Source organism: Acrocarpospora catenulata, from assembly GCF_018476525.1.
GTDB lineage: Bacteria > Actinomycetota > Actinomycetes > Streptosporangiales > Streptosporangiaceae > Acrocarpospora > Acrocarpospora catenulata.
The window spans coordinates 171,110-186,003 of the sequence record NZ_JAHCST010000009.1 but is presented as its reverse complement, the minus strand read 5'-3'; the positions used below and the strand labels follow the sequence as shown (position 1 = coordinate 186,003).

The 14,894-nt window shown below is 69.3% G+C and carries 10 protein-coding genes and 1 pseudogene; 2 read left to right on the top strand and 9 right to left on the bottom strand.

Annotated elements, in window-relative coordinates:
* Positions 1–63: 63 nt before the first annotated feature.
* The 9 genes from KIP79_RS12105 to KIP79_RS12065 all read right to left on the bottom strand — a co-directional run bounded on the left by KIP79_RS12105 (position 64) and on the right by KIP79_RS12065 (position 11,630).
* Positions 64–903, bottom strand: coding sequence for a mycofactocin-coupled SDR family oxidoreductase (locus KIP79_RS12105; protein ID WP_214104833.1), 840 nt, complete (start codon positions 901–903; stop codon positions 64–66).
* Positions 900–2,753 carry a flavin-containing monooxygenase gene (locus KIP79_RS12100; RefSeq protein WP_214104832.1) on the bottom strand — a complete coding sequence of 618 codons (1,854 nt, stop codon included), beginning with the start codon at positions 2,751–2,753 and terminating at the stop codon, positions 900–902. The genes KIP79_RS12105 and KIP79_RS12100 overlap by 4 nt, the downstream gene beginning before the upstream one ends.
* 178 nt (positions 2,754–2,931) lie before the next feature.
* Positions 2,932–4,476: a class I adenylate-forming enzyme family protein gene (locus KIP79_RS12095; RefSeq protein WP_214104831.1), complete on the bottom strand. Its 1,545-nt coding sequence runs from the start codon at positions 4,474–4,476 to the stop codon at positions 2,932–2,934.
* 384 nt (positions 4,477–4,860) lie between these two features.
* Positions 4,861–5,532 carry a TetR/AcrR family transcriptional regulator gene (locus tag KIP79_RS12090; protein ID WP_214104830.1) on the bottom strand — a complete coding sequence of 224 codons (672 nt, stop codon included), beginning with the start codon at positions 5,530–5,532 and terminating at the stop codon, positions 4,861–4,863.
* Between the two features lie 186 nt (positions 5,533–5,718).
* Positions 5,719–6,549 (bottom strand): enoyl-CoA hydratase-related protein, encoded by an 831-nt coding sequence (locus KIP79_RS12085; RefSeq protein WP_214104829.1) that lies wholly within the window; start codon positions 6,547–6,549, stop codon positions 5,719–5,721.
* On the bottom strand, positions 6,546–7,586 hold the full coding sequence (locus KIP79_RS12080) for an acyl-CoA dehydrogenase family protein (RefSeq protein WP_214104828.1): 1,041 nt from the start codon (positions 7,584–7,586) through the stop codon (positions 6,546–6,548). The genes KIP79_RS12085 and KIP79_RS12080 overlap by 4 nt, the downstream gene beginning before the upstream one ends.
* On the bottom strand, positions 7,583–8,740 hold the full coding sequence (locus KIP79_RS12075; RefSeq protein WP_250213114.1) for an acyl-CoA dehydrogenase family protein: 1,158 nt from the start codon (positions 8,738–8,740) through the stop codon (positions 7,583–7,585). The genes KIP79_RS12080 and KIP79_RS12075 overlap by 4 nt, the downstream gene beginning before the upstream one ends.
* Positions 8,741–8,947: 207 nt before the next feature.
* Entirely contained in the window at positions 8,948–10,264 is a 1,317-nt protein-coding gene (locus KIP79_RS46840; protein WP_308169683.1) for a glycosyl hydrolase, read from the bottom strand.
* A 337-nt stretch (positions 10,265–10,601) separates the two neighbouring features.
* On the bottom strand, positions 10,602–11,630 hold the full coding sequence (locus KIP79_RS12065; RefSeq protein ID WP_214104902.1) for a LacI family DNA-binding transcriptional regulator: 1,029 nt from the start codon (positions 11,628–11,630) through the stop codon (positions 10,602–10,604).
* A gap of 271 nt (positions 11,631–11,901) precedes the next feature.
* On the opposite strand from KIP79_RS12065, the pseudogene KIP79_RS12060 reads away from it, so the two are divergent.
* Both KIP79_RS12060 and KIP79_RS12055 read left to right on the top strand, forming a co-directional pair.
* Positions 11,902–13,269, top strand: a pseudogene (locus KIP79_RS12060) (GH1 family beta-glucosidase).
* 248 nt (positions 13,270–13,517) lie between these two features.
* Entirely contained in the window at positions 13,518–14,837 is a 1,320-nt protein-coding gene (locus tag KIP79_RS12055) for an ABC transporter substrate-binding protein (RefSeq protein WP_214104826.1), read from the top strand.
* The last annotated feature ends 57 nt before the right edge of the window (positions 14,838–14,894 follow it).

The window sequence follows — 14,894 nt, the reverse complement described above, 5'->3', positions numbered from 1 at the left end:
CGCCCCATGAGACGGCCCCGCACCGGCGGCCGGCTGGGGACCCGCCCGGCCGCCTGTGACGGTTCAGTCGATCACGGGTGCGTGGTTCAGCCCAGGGAGGACCAGCGATCCCGCGTCGACCTGCAGCTCCGCGCCCGTGACGTGCCCGGCCTCGTCCGAGGCCAGCCACGACATCGCCGCCGCGACAGCGGACGGCGGAAGAGCGGAGCGGTTGCGCAGCGCCGCCATCTTCCGGAAGAACGCGGTTCGAGGTGAGTCCCCGCCGAGCCGGCCCGTCTCCTCGTTGTCGATCATCGGTGTGTGCACGGCACCGGGCAGGACGGTGTTGACCCGGACGTCGTGGTCGCCGAGTTCCAGCGCGAGGCACTTCATCAGGCCCAGCAGCCCGTGCTTCGACGCCGTGTAGGCCGCCAGCCCCTTGCGCGCGCTGCGGGCCTGGACCGACGCGGTGGCGAGGATCACTCCCGAGCGGCGCTCGATCATGTGCGGCGCGACCGCCTTGGCGGTCCGCCAGACTCCACCGAGGTTGACATCGAGGACCGCCTGCCACGTCTCCTCGGCGATCTCCCAGAACTCCGCCGACTGCATGATCCCGGCGTTGGCGACCACGACGTCCAGGCGCCCGAACTCCTCGAGACCGCGGGCGACCGCCTCGTCCAGCGACGCCTGGCTCCGCACGTCGACGGGGACGGCGAGGCAGCGCCGGCCCAGGGCGCGTACTGCACTGGCGGTCCCGTCGAGGTCGTCCCGCCAGGCGGTCGTGGACTGGGCTCCCCGGACGGGGGCGCCGACGTCGCACGCGACGACGTCGGCACCCTCCGCGGCGAAGGTCTCGGCCACGGCGCGCCCGATCCCCCTCGCGGCCCCGGTGACGAGGACGGCTTTGTCCAGATGGCGGGTCACCGGACGCTCTCCTCGCCCCTCGCGAGGTCCGCGGGGGACGCGGCGGGAGGGAGCGCGGTACGTCCTGGGCGCGGAGGAAGCAGGCCCTCGAGGTCGGCCTTGATGGCCAGCGCGAGGTAGCGCGAGAAGGTGCGACACTCGATGAGCGAGCCCCCCATCAGCCAGAACCCGTCCTGGTCGAGGCGCCGCCACATGTTGCGCATGAAGCCGTCCTCGTCGAAGTCCCAGATCGGGCCGATCCGGTCGGCCAACTCGTCGCCGAACATGCGGCGTACGGCCTCCTGCTGGTTCTCGTAGCCGGTCGCCAGCACGACCAGGTCGCTCTCGATCGTCGTCCCGTCGGCGAGGAGTGCGCCGTCCCGGGTGAAGCGGACGATGTCACGCGCCTGGACGACCCGGATCCGTCCGTCGGCGATGAGGTCGGAGCATCCGACGTTGATGTAGTAGCCACCTCCCGTGCGCAGGTACTTCATGTGGAAGCCGGTGCCGTCCGGGCCCTGGTCGACCTCGAATCCAGCGGCCTGGAGCCGCCGCAGCAGCTCCCCGTCTATCTCGGTCGTGCGCCGCGTGATCCGCTGGTAGGACTCCTTGAGCACCGGATAGGGGATCGACGCTGTGATGAGGTCGATGTCCTCGACGGGCGGGCCCTCGGAGAAGAGCGAGTACACCAGCGTGCCGCTGGGGATCAGGCTGACCACGCACGTGGGGCCGCGCTGGACCATCGTGACCTGGGCCGCGCCGTTCTCGTGCAGTTCCTGGGCCACGTCGTGGCCGCTGTTGCCGGTGCCGACGACGATCGCCCTGCGGCCTCGGTACTCGATTCCGCTGGTGAACCGGCTCGAATGCACGACCTCCCCGGCGAAGTCGTCGAGCCCGGGCATCGACGGGATGGTGGGCGTCCCGCTCACACTGCCGGTGGCGAGGACGATGTGCGGGCACCGCACGACCCGCTCCGTCCCGCCGGCCCTCCCCAGGTGCGCCGTCCACAGCCGGGATCCCTCGTCGTAGGTGGCTCCCCGGAACTCCGTGCCCGTCCAGACGTTCAGCTCCATGAACTCGGCGTACGCCTCAAGGAAGCCGGCGAGCTTGTCCTTCGGCACGAAGGTGGGCCAGGTCGGCGGGAAGGGGACGTACGGCAGGCTGTTGGCCCACACCTCGTTGTGGAGGGTCAGCGAGTGGTAGCGCTGCCGCCAGTTGTCGCCGATCCGATCCAGCTTCTCCACGATCAGCGCGTCAACGCCGATCTGGCGCAGCCGGGCGCCGAGGATGAGCCCCGCCTGGCCTCCGCCGACGACCAGCACCTCGGGGTCCCGGTCGGCGTACTCCTGTTCCTTGCGGCGCTGGTCCGCCCAGTTGTCGCCGCTGAAGTTCGAGGAGTACTCCAGCCCCGTCGGACGCCGCTCGCCGATCTGCTCCTCGAACCCGCGCAGCTCGTGCAGGGTGGTCAGCAGGATCCAGGCGCGCGGGCCGCCGGGGGGCGCGCCCTCGACGGGCAGGCGGACGAAGCCGTGCCCGCGCCCGACAGCGGTCTCGAACTCGAAGAACGCTTCGACGACGCGCCTGCCGGAGCGCTTCACCAGCCGGGGCAGCGATCGGCCGGGCGCCTGGCGGAACTCGCCCGGACGGACCTCGGGCAGGGCCGCGCGCAGCGCGGTGACGATCGCGTCCCGGCCGGCGAAGGTCCGGTACTCCCAGGTGAAGGAGAGGATGTCCCGCCAGTAGGCGTCGTCGAGGAAACAGGCCGCCAGGCGCTCCGGATCGCCGGTCCAGGAGGCCGTCTCGAACTCCCGCAACCAGGAGGAGAACACTTCCTCCGCCACAACGGGTGCGGTCTCGTCCACCATGGTCATCGCCGAACTCCTTCATCGTCTCCTGGCGCGCTGCCGTTCTCGGCGCCCGTGAGGCCTATTGATAGGCCTCACGGCCCGTCCGTGTCAACACATGCGTTGACAGTTGCCTGGAGGCCATCGAGGAACTCACGGGCCGGAACCGGCCCGGCGCCGTCATGAACGGGGAACGGCGACGACCTCAGGAACCGCGCACGCGGCGCTGTTCCCCCGCCCAGTACGGCTCCCGCAACACCTTGCGCTGGATCTTGCCGACCGGGCTGCGCGGCAGCGGGCTGTCCCGGAACACGACCGTATGGGGCTTCTTGTAGGAGCCCAGCAGGCGCGTGCAGGTCTCGATGACCGTGCCCTCGTCCAGGTTCGCGTCCGCGGGCTTCACGACCACGGCCATCGGCGCCTCGCCCCACTTGTCATGCGGCACGCCGAAGACGACGACCTCCCGTACGTCCGGGAGCGTCTGGATCGCCTGTTCCAGCTCGGCGGGCCAGATGTTGAAGCCGCCGGAGACGATCATGTCATCGACACGGTCGACGACGTAGAGGTAGCCGTTCCGGTCGAGCCGGCCGATGTCGCCGGTGAGCACCCAGCCGTCCCGCAGCCGGCGGTCGCTCAGCTCGGGGTCGCCCCAGATGCCGGTCATCTGTCCGTCGCAGCGGATGGCGATCTCGCCCTCCTCGCCAATGGGCAGGGAGTTGTTGTCCGGGTCCCGGATCTCCAGCTCGGCGAACGGCATCACGCGGCCGGCGGAGACGATCGGCTCGGACCCGGAGACCTCAGAGAACCACTCCTTGGATCCCATGAAGGAGACCGGCACGGCCTCGGTCTGGCCGTACATCTGGAACAGCCTGTCCCCGAACACCTCGTGCCCGGCCCGCGCGGTGCGGACGCTGATCGGTGCACCGGAGATCATCACGGCCTTGAGGGACGGCAGGTCCTGCCTTCGGCGGTCGACCGCGGCCACGATGTCGGCGATCATGGTGGGGACCGCGAAGAACCAGCCGATCTCGTCCCGTGCGACGCGCTCGACGAAGCCGTCGGCCTGGAATCTGCGGTCCAGCACGTTGCACCCGCCCGCCAGCCACACGGGCAGGAACAGGTACCCCGATCCGTGGCTGATCGGACCCACGTGCAGGCACCTGTCCCCAGGCTCGATCGGAGGCAGCATGAAGAACCAGTCGCGGGTGGTGTTCATCCAGGCCCGGTGGGTGTAGGCGATGCCCTTGGCCCTGCCGGTGGTCCCCGCCGAGTGGCGGATGATGAAGGCGTCGTCGAGTTCGACGCGCGGGTCGGGGTCGGTGTCGGGGAACGAAGCGAGCCAGTCCTCATAGCCTGAGTCGCGGACGATCAGCGTGATGCCGAGCTCGTCCACGATGTCCTTGATCTCGTGGGCGTACTCCTCGGCCACGACGGCGACCTTGCACCCGGTGCCCGAGAGCATGTAGCGGTGCGCGACGGACGAGTTGCGCCGGTAGAGCGGCACGCGGATGAGGTTCGCGACGGCGGAGCCGATGTAGAAGTCGGCCGCCTCGACGCAGTTGTCCTCGAGGACCGCCACGCGGTCGCCGGGTTCGAGGCCGGCCGCGAGGAGCGCGTTGGCCAGCCGCGTCCCGCGCCGCCAGACCTCACCGAACGTCAACTGACGGCCGTCGCTGGCGATGGCGGGGCGGTCCCAGTGGAACTGTGCGGAGCGACGCATGGCGGTCCTGACGTCCAGCACGACGCTCACCTCCTTGCTGTTGTGGTGCCACCACCCGGGAGGGGGGGTGAATGTCTGAACGGCATCGAAACGCGCCATCGGCGATCTGTCAACGAAACCGTTGATAACTTATTGATGCGGTTCTAAGCTCAACGTGTCCGACTCGGCGGCGTACCGCCGAGGACGTGTGAGCGGCTTCCCGGATGGCAGCCGAGGTGCCCGCGCACGGCCGGACATGACGATCCCGATGGGCTCGTGCGCGTTCGGAGGAGAGACGGCAAATGGTGGACCGCGTCCCTGTCCAAGATCTTCGTGTGGAAGGACCAGCCGTACCACAGGCGGGTACGCACGCTGGGCAACAAGGCGTTCACGTGTGCCGGTGTCTCGATATGCCGGCGCCAGACGCCTTCGCGCTCACGCCTCAGGCGCCGCCAGTACGCCGCGTAGGAAGATGTCGGCCATTTCCCGCCCGACCTGTGCGCCGCTCAGCCGCCCTCCCGGGACGAACCAACGGTGGGTCCAGTTGACCGCGCCGAGCACCGCGAACTTGATGATGTGCGGGTCGGCGTTCCGGCGGAACTCCCCTGACTCGACGCCGTCGCGGGCGATGCGGAGCACCGCCTCGTCGTATCGCCGCGCGAGCTCCAGCAGGTGGCGCTCGTCGGGGGACTCCGACTCCGACAGCCTGCGCATGTCCTCCTGGACGTACAGATGAAGGTAGGGATAGTGCCGTTCGTAGGACTCGGCCAGCGACTCGATGATCGTGCGCAGGCGCACGGTGGCCGGCTCGTCGGAGGCGGCGACCTTCTCGATCAGCTCGACGTTCGCCTGCACGGCCTGTTCGACCAGGCCGAGGAAGATCTCCTGCTTGCTCGCGAAGTAGTAGTACACGCTCGCCCGGTCGCTGCCCAGCCGCTGGGCGATGTCGTTGATGCTCAACGCCTGGTAGCCCCGCGCCCGGAGTGCGTCCGCGGCCGCGGCCAGCACCGCGTTGCGCCGCTCCACCCAGCTCGCGTTCTGCTCCCGGCGGGCCAGCGCCCGGCGGCGCCCGATCCCGCTGGACCCCTCGTTCACCGGCCGTGGCACCCGAACGCACCTCCTGATATCCGCGACAGCGCGCCACCGCACGCGCCCAATGACCGTCTCAGACCCGAACCTTATCAACCACGCCGTTGACCGTCTGGAGAGGAAGGCGGTGTGCTCTGTGCCCACGTGCAGGGAGTGGCGGTGAGATTGGCATGTCACTGGCCAGGTCAGGCCGGTCGTTCCCGGTCAGCGGGGCCGCTGGATGTGCTCGGCTCCTTTCCCGGAGCGGTTCGCGATTCGGGAAAGGATTCGGCGGACCCCTTCGGCGAAGGCCGGGCGGCGGGTGGACCACTCCTGCGCCTCCGCCTCCTCCGCGAGCGCGGTGCCGTGGTCCAGGGTGGTGACGGAGCTCCGCAGGGTGGCCACCAGCCGACGGGTGTAGGCGGCCTCCTGCCCGTCGAGCCGGCGGCCGAGCTCGATCGCGGCCGGCAGCAGCTCGTCGGCGGGCAGGCGGCGCGCGAGCAGGCCCACGGACACGGCCTGTTCGGCGTCCCACACCTCGCCGAACAGCGACGCCAGGGTGGCCTGTTGCAGGCCCACGGTGCGGGTCAGCATCCAGGCGTGCCCACCGCCCGGATGGATGCGCAGCTGGGCGAACCGGGTGTCGAACAGCGCTCGATCGCTTCCCAGCCGCACGTCGCAGGCGAGCGCCAGGTTGAACCCCGCGCCGACGGCCGGTCCGTTTACCGCCGCGATCGTGGCCAGCGGCGACTCCCTGACCCGGAGAAATCCGTCATAGACCTGCCGTACCAGATGGAAGTCGCCCGCCGCGGCGGCCTGGAGCGTGCTCAGATCCGCCCCCGCGCAGAAGGCGGGACCGGTCCCGGTCACGATCACGCACCGGGCAGCCGGATCCGACTCGATCTCGTCGAACGCCGCGGACATCGCGGTGACCAGCGGCGCCGACAGGACGTTGCGACGCTCCGGATCGTTCAGCGTGAGGACGGCGACACCGCCGTGACGCTCCACGAGGACGTCGGCGCGGCCCTCGCCTGCTCCTCCGGTCGCCGCCGTCATACGGTCACCCAGTCCCATACGCCGGTCTCCGCCGCCAGTGCGTCCGCCGCGAGCCGTTCGGCCCACGCGCTCGCTGAGCCGTACTCCTCGCGCCAGGACCACATCGCCACCGTGAGCCGGGAGAGCTCGTACTCCTGGGTGATGCCGATGGCGCCGTGCAGCTGATGGGCGATGCGCGACCCGGCCGACGCGGCGCTCGCGGTGCGGATCTTCGCGGTGGCCGTGGAGCGCAGGTCGGCCGGAGAGGGAGCGGCCGACTGGGTTTCGGCGGCCACGGACACCGCCGCCCGTGCCGCCGCCACCTCCCCGGCCAGGGCGGCCAGCTCGTGCTGCACCGTGGCCAGGCGGGACAGCGGTCTGCCGAACTGCACGCGCTGCGAGCAGTAGGCGACGCTCAGCTCGAGCGCCCGCTCGAGCGCGGCGGCGATCTGCACGCTCCGGGCGAGCGCTCCCAGCTCGCCGACGGCCGATGGGGCGGGCCAGGGGAGGGGCCGGCTGCGGGCGAGCGGGGTGGCGTCCACGACCTCGACGTCGTCGCGCGCCTCTCCGGCCAGGTTGGCGCCGGGGGTGATCTCGGCGTCCGCGCGGTCGACGATCACGAGCTCGTAGGCCGTCTCTGCGGCCGGCACGACCGCGAGCAGGTGCGAGGCGTGCCGGGCCCAGGGCACCCGGGCGGCTGAGAACCTCACCGCGCCGTCCAGGATCCGGGCGGCGCGGGCGTCGACCGGGACGACGCACGTGGCTCCGGGGGGAAGCGGGAGACCGGCGCCGGTCATCAGCCGGTTGGTGACGAGGACGACGTCCGCCAGGGGCGACGGCAGTGCCAGGGCCGCGGAGGCCGCAACCACCTCGCACGCGTCCTGGAGCGTCCCGCCCTCGCCGCCGAGCTCCTCGGGGAGCCCGACCTTCGTCCAGCCCTGCGCGACGAGGCCGGCGAGGGCGGTGTGGCGCGTCTCCTCGGTCCAGGCTCCGCCGGGTCCGCGCGACAGCTCCTCGGCGAGCAGTTCCTCCACCGCGATCCTGACCTCGGAGCTCATCGCGACACCAGCTCTCGGCCGACGATCCCGCGCAGGATCTCATTGGTGCCGCCCCGCAGCGTCGCGTCCGGGGCGTGCAGCACCGCCTCCGCGAGCAGACGGGTGTAGTCGTCCTCGGAGCCGGCGTCGGGCTCCACCGGGGCGAGGGCCCGCGCCGTCGAGACGACCCTGCCCTCGAAGCGGCTGCCGAGGTCCTTGACCAGCGCCGCCCGCACGGACGGCGGCTCGCCCCGCTCCAGGGAGTCGGCCACCTCCCGGGAGAGGCGGCGCAGTGTCCGCAGCTCGGCCAGGAGCTCCCCCAGCGCGGGGTGCGGGACCCCGACCCGGCGGGCGAGCGCGAACAGCAGCGGGGCCGTGGACATGAACCGCTCCGGGCCGCTCCGCTCGTAGGCCAGCTCCGCCATGACCTGTGCCCAGCCCTCGCCCTCCCGGCCCAGCAGCCCGTCGTCCGGAATGGCGACGTCGTCGAGCACGACCTCGTTGAAGTGGTGTGCGCCGTCGAGCGTGACGATGGGGCGTACGGTGACGCCCGGAGCCGACAGATCGACGATGAACTGCGACATCCCCTCGTGCCGGCGGCCGGAGTCCGGAGGCGAGGTCCGGACGAGAGCGATCATGTAGTGGGCGAGGTGCGCGTGGCTCGTCCAGATCTTGGTGCCACGCAGCGTCCAGCCGCCGGTGACGCGCCTGGCGCGGGTCCGGATGGACGCGAGGTCGGAACCGGTGTCGGGCTCCGACATACCGATAGCGAAGAAGCGCTCCCCCCGGGCGATCGCCGGCAGGTGGAGACGCCGCTGCGCGGGCGTCCCCAGCTTGAGCAGGGCCGGCCCGACCTGCCGGTCGGCGAACCAGTGCGCGGCCACCGGCGCCCCGGCCGCCAGAAGCTCCTCGATCACCACCAGACGTTCACGCTCCGGCCGCCCGCGCCCGCCGTACTCCTCGGGCCAGGTCATGCCGATCCAGCCCCGTTCCGCCAGGGCCCGGCTGAACTCCGGGGAGGGGGAGGTCATCCACGAGTCGCAGTGAGGCCGAAAACCGTGGCGGTCGCGCCTATGCGCCAGAAATGCCCGCACGTCCGCCCTTAGCTCTGACTCGCCGGGCCCCTTGGACGACGACGGGTGGTCGAGCGTCTCACCGACCGGCCTGGTCGACATGGTCATCCGCCGCACCCTTCGATGTGCCGCTCGTCCCACCGGACGTCTCTGCGGGCGCCGGTGGCACAGGAATGCGGGGCACCCGGCCCGGTGCCCCGCGTAAGTGACGGTAACGGCCCCAACGGAGTGTGTCAACGACAGCGTTGACGCGACTGCATGGTACCTCCGCCGCGAGGCACGGCCCGCTCGCCCGATGGTCCCGGCCGGTCAGGCGGGCAGGGTCCACCTCTGCCAGGCGTTGCTGTTGGCGTCCCAGATCTGCAGGCGGGTGCCGTTGGCGGTGCTGCCGCCGGGGACGTCCAGGACGCGGCCCGACTGAGGGTTGCGGAGCTGGCCGTTGCCGACGCTCTGCCACTGCTGGGCGCCGGATCCGTTGCAATCCCAGATCTGGATCTGGGTGCCGTTCGCGGTGCCCTGGCCGACCACGTCCATACACTTGCCCAGCGCCCGGATCGTGCCATCGGTGCCGATCGTCCAGCGCTGCGCGGCTGTGCCGTTGCAGTCGTAGAGCCCAACGGCCGTGCCGTTCGCGGTGCCCGCCCCCGCCACGTCGACACACTTGCCGCCCACGCCCGTGATCGGACCCGTACGCGCCGGCTGCGAGCCCGTCAGGATGCTGATCTCACCGCGATTGAGGACGCGGCCGTCGTAATAGGTGGCCTTCACGCCGTCGTCGGTGTTGTACTCGGGCTTGATCAGCCAGTCCATCCACACACTGAAGTACGTCCATTTCGGCTGCGCGGCCATCTGAGCCGGGGTGGGTGTGCGGCCGACCTCTGCCAGGGCGATCGGTTTTCCGCGGGAGATGTTCTGCATCGCCTGGTACCAGTCGTTCGAGGGGAAGTACTGCACCCACACGTCGAGCGTCACGAGGTCGACGTAGTTGTCACCCGGGTAGTAGTCGCCGACGCTGCCGGCTTTGCCCGCGAGGTCCTTGACGTTCCAGACCCAGACAATGTTGTCGAAGCCCTTCCCGACCAGGTAATCATGTGTGATCTGGAACAGTTTGCGACTTCCGTTCGCGCCTGGACGCCCGCCCCACCACGACCACGCTTCGTTAATCTCGTGCTGCGGCCGGAACAGGACAGGGATTCCGGCGTTCTTGAGCTGCTGGAAGTAGAGCACCGTCTGGTCCAGGCGCCGCTTCCACGAGGTGTTGAGCGGTGTGCCGTCGGTGACGAGTTCGTTCCACTGGGAATCGGACAGCCAACTGCCCTTCACGGGCCAGGAGCCGCCCTCGAAGTCGCAGGTCGCGACGAGCGGTACGCATGCGTGCCAGGTGATCGCCGGGATCGAGCCCGCCGCCCAGGCCGCCTTGGCCTGGTCGAACACGCGCTGCCGGTTGTCGATGTCATTCTGGCTGAAGCCGAAGTCGCCACCCCAGACGCCCGGGAAGAGCCCGGTGATGTCGCGGACCTTGTTCGTCCACTGCGTCGGGTTGCTGTTGGGCCCGTCCTGCTGACCGGACAGCCAGTTGCGGCCGGTCAGGCCGGCGAAGTAGTTGATCACGTCAGTACGCGTCACCCCCGGAGGGGCCGGAGGCGCCGCCGCGGCCGGAGAGGTACCGCCGAGCGCCACCGTGGTGGCCAGGACGATGGCCGATAAGGCCCTCAGGAATCGGACGTGAAAGTGTCTGGACATGGACCGGTGTCCCCTTTCGGTGGGGATGGATACCGTCGAGTAACTGTAACGTTTTAGTTCATCCTTGCGTCGGGACGTTAAAAGGGACCCGCGCCACTGTCAAGAGTCCTAACTGAAGATGGACGGGCTTGTGAGCGTCGCGCACGGAGGGTGAGACCCGGTGTTCACGCAGGTGAAAGCGGCGAAACGGGCCCGCAGGTGAGAACGGGGGAGCCGCTTCTCAGGCGCGAGGTGGTGCCGTCGACCGGCGCGGGACCAGGCTAGGTGGTTGCGTGGCATGGGACTCGTGCTCGACGCCGTTCATCACGTCGAACAGGGCATTGGTGACCTCGGCGCCGAACGCGTGGATGTCGTGGCTCATCGCCGACAGCGCCGGACGCGTGAGCTGGCACAACTGCGAGTCGTCCCAGGCCAGTAAGGACACGTCCTCGGGAACCGACAGACCGAACTCGTCCACGACGTTCAGCGCGGCGACCGCCATGAGGTCGTTGTCGAAGATGATCGCGGTGGGCCGTCTGGGCTCGAGCAACAACCGGCGGACCGCCCTGCTTCCCTGTCCGGCAGAGAAGTCGGCGACCACGGTTTGGCCTTCGATGCCCAGTTCACCCACTACTTCCTCGAACGCCGTGGTCCGGATCACCGAGTGACCGAGTTCGGCCATGCCGGAGACCCGTCCGATGCGGCGATGGCCCAGCGCGGCAAGGTAGCGCACGGCCTCCCGGATCGCGGCGTCATCGTCGGTCCAGACGGAGGTGAACGGTCCGGCCAGCGACGGGTGCCCGACGACGACTGCCGGCAATCCGATCTCCGCGAGCGCCGGAATGCGAGGATCATCGACTTTCAGGTCGACCAGGATGCTGCCGTTGACCCGTCCACCCTGCCACCACTCGCGGTGGACCTCGACCTCCTCGCCCGCCTCGATCACCCGCAGCAGCAGCGAGCACCCGCGCTTGCCGAGCACGCTCTCGATCCCGGAGATGAACTCCATGTAGAACGGCTCGAGCCCGAGCAGCCGGGCCGGTCGCGCGATGGCGAGACCGACCGTGTGCACCGCGTGCCCGGACAGTGCGGCGGCGGCCAGGTTCGGACGCCAGCCCAGGTCGCGGGCGGCTTTCAGGATGCGTTCCTTTGTGGCCGCCGACACACCGGGCCGATCGTGCAATGCGATCGTCACCGCCGATGGCGACACCCCGGCCAGCGCGGCAACGTCCTTGATCGTCGCTCTGCGATCCCTGCGGGCCGCACCCATCTCCGTCACAACGACCGCCTTCTGACAACAGAGCAGGGTCGCGTTCGGCCCCGATCGAGGTCAATTTACCCGCTTGCCGACTGCAAGGTGCGAGTGGATGGCCATCCAATGGCGTACGTCCGGCCGACGCTCGCAGCCGAACAGCCCGGCCAAGAGGCCCAGCCGCTCCCAAGCGGGTGCACTGTAACGATCTATGGACAGACCGAAATATCGAACCTATGGTGAGGCGGCGCGCCTCCCCCTGGACTGGTGACCACACGAAGGGAAGCCCATGCCTCACGACCCCACAAGGACCTTTCCCGCGTACTTCCGCTGGGGAGTGGCGACCTCGGCGTACCAGATCGAGGGCGCAGCCCGCGAAGACGGCAGGACCGACTCCATCTGGGACACCTTCTGCCGGGTACCGGGAGCGGTCACCAACGGCGACACCGGCGACGTGGCCTGCGATCACTACCATCGCATGCTCGAGGACGTCGCGCTGCTGGCGGGACTCGGTGTGGGCACCTACCGGTTCTCGATCTCGTGGCCGCGCGTGCAACCGGGCGGGAAGGGCCCGGCGAACGAGAAAGGGCTGGACTTCTACGATCGCCTCGTCGACGAACTGCTGGCCAGGGGCGTCGACCCGTGGGTGACGCTCTACCACTGGGATCTGCCCCAGGAACTGGAGGACGCCGGCGGCTGGCCAGAGCGCGACACGGCCTGGCGGTTCGCCGACTACGCCGAACTGGTGTTCGCCCGCCTCCAGGACCGCGTCGCATCGTGGACCACACTCAACGAACCGTGGTGTGTGGCCATGTACGGCTACTCCGACGGCATACACGCCCCCGGACGCCGTGACCGCGCCGCCGCCATGCACGCCGTCCACCACCTGCTGCTCGCCCACGGCACAGCCGTCGACCGCATGCGTAGCGCCGCCGGAGACCACCGCTTCGGCATCACCCTCAACCTGACCCCGGCGATCCCGTAGACCGAGGCCGACGTCGAGACCGCCCGCCGCGCCGACGGCTTCGGCGTCCGCATGTACCTGGACCCGCTGCTGCGCGGCCACTACCCGTCCGACACCCTCGCCGACCTGGCCGAAGAGGGCATCACGCTGCCAGTGGAACCGGGCGACCTGGCCGCCATCGCCACGCCACTGGACGTACTCGGCGTGAACTACTACTTCACCGAGACCGTACGGGCCGACGGCGCGGCCGTTCGGACCGGGCCGACGACCGCGCTCGGCTGGCCGATCACGCCCGCGGGGCTGACCGACCTGCTGGTCCGCCTGCACCGCGAGTACCCGCCGATCCCGATCGTCATCACCGAGAACGGCGGTGCCTTTCCGGACGAGAAACCAGCCGACACGATCACCACCCCCACGAGCACGGCCCGCGGGACCGCGGCCGACGCCACGATCGACGACGCGGACCGGATCGCCTTCCTGCGCGAGCACATCGACGCCGTGGCCCAGGCCCGCTACCAGGGCTGTGACGTGCGCGGATACTTCGTCTGGACACTGTTCGACAACTTCGAATGGGCCCACGGATACGGCCCCACGTTTGGTCTCGTCTCGGTCGACCGGACCGTCCAGCGGCGCACGCTGAAGCGCAGCGCACACTGGTACCGCGACATGATCATGGGCCATATATCGATTTAGTAGCGCCTACACGATGCAAGCCTACCTAAAGATACTCATTTGGGCTGTTGGAGTGGTAGGTCTGCGTGAGCATGCCTGCAACTCGCTCCAGAAGGGCGTGAACGTTACTAAAACGCTCTATGGACACTTTGAAATGTTGCGTCTAGGTTAAGCAGCCATCAGCCACTTGGGGCCCAGGGCGAGACGTCCGTCGTCGGGCTCAGTGCGGTACAGCACGGCAGTTCACACAGAACGAGGAGATGTGCGACGTGCGAGGAACACGCGTGATGGCGGCCGGCATCGCCCTGATGATCGGCCTGACCGCCTGCGGTGGCGGTGGCGGAGCAGCCCAGAATGAGGGCGCTGTAACGGTACCGTCCGACCCCGGACAGGTGTCCGGGACGATCACCGTTCTGACCAACCGGACCGACCAGGTGCAGGACGGCACCGCCGAGGCGTACGCCGCCGAGTTCAACAAGCTCTACCCGAACGTGGAGGTCGAGTTCCAAGGGCTCACCGACTATGAGGGCGACGTCAGGATCCGCATGAACAGTGAGGACTACGGCGACGTCCTGTCGATTCCGAACTCGGTGCCGACCAGCCAGTACCCCACGTTCTTCGCCCCGCTCGGCTCGGCCGCCGAGATCTCGCAGAAGTACGACTTCACCGAGCGTGGCACCGTCAACGGTCAGGTGTACGGAATCGCCAACATCGGGGTCGCCAACGGCTTCGTCTACAACAAGGCCGTCTGGCGGCAGGCCGGGGTGACCGGATGGCCGAAGACGCCCGCCGAGTTCATCGCCGCGCTGAAGGCGATCAAGGAGAAGACCGGCGCGACCCCGTACTACACGAACTACAAGGACGCCTGGCCGCTGACGAACTGGGGCAACGCGGTCGGCTCGGCGAGTTGTGACCCGTCCGCCAACGACGCGCTCGCCACGACGAAGGAGCCGTGGGCCGCCGGGCAGGAGCTCAACGTCATCGACACGCTCCTGTTCGACATCGTGAAGAACGGCCTGTCGGAGGCCGACCCGAACACGACGAACTGGGAGAACTCCAAGAACCTGATCGCCACCGGCAAGATCGCCACGATGTGGCTCGGCTCGTGGGCGGTCGTGCAGATGCGGGACGCGGCCAAGAAGGCGGGCAACAACCCCGACGACATCGGCTTCATGCCGTTCCCGACGCAGGTCGACGGCCATTTCTGCACCGCTGTTCGCCCCGACTACCAGTACGCGATCAATGCGCACAGCAAGAACAAGCCGGCGGCGCGGGCGTGGATCGAGTGGTTCATCACCAAGTCCGGTGACGCGCAGAAGGCACTGTCGATCTCGTCGGTCAAGGGGGCTCCGCTGCCCAGCAGCCTGCAGCCCTTCCAGGACGCGGGCGTCAAGTTCGTCAGCCTGAGCTGGGCGAAGAACACGACGGTCTTGGACATCGACAAGGCATCAGAGGTGGGTCTGGGCGCGCCTGACTACCGCCAGCGCCTGGTCGACGTCGCACGCGGCGCGGCCAAGGGCGACCTGCCGGGCATCTTCGCCGACCTCAACAAGAAGTGGTCCGAGGCCCAGGCGACCATCGGCGGCTGACCTGCTCCGGGGCGGCGCGACGGCCGGCGTCACCGAAACGCCCGAGCGCCCCCCGGA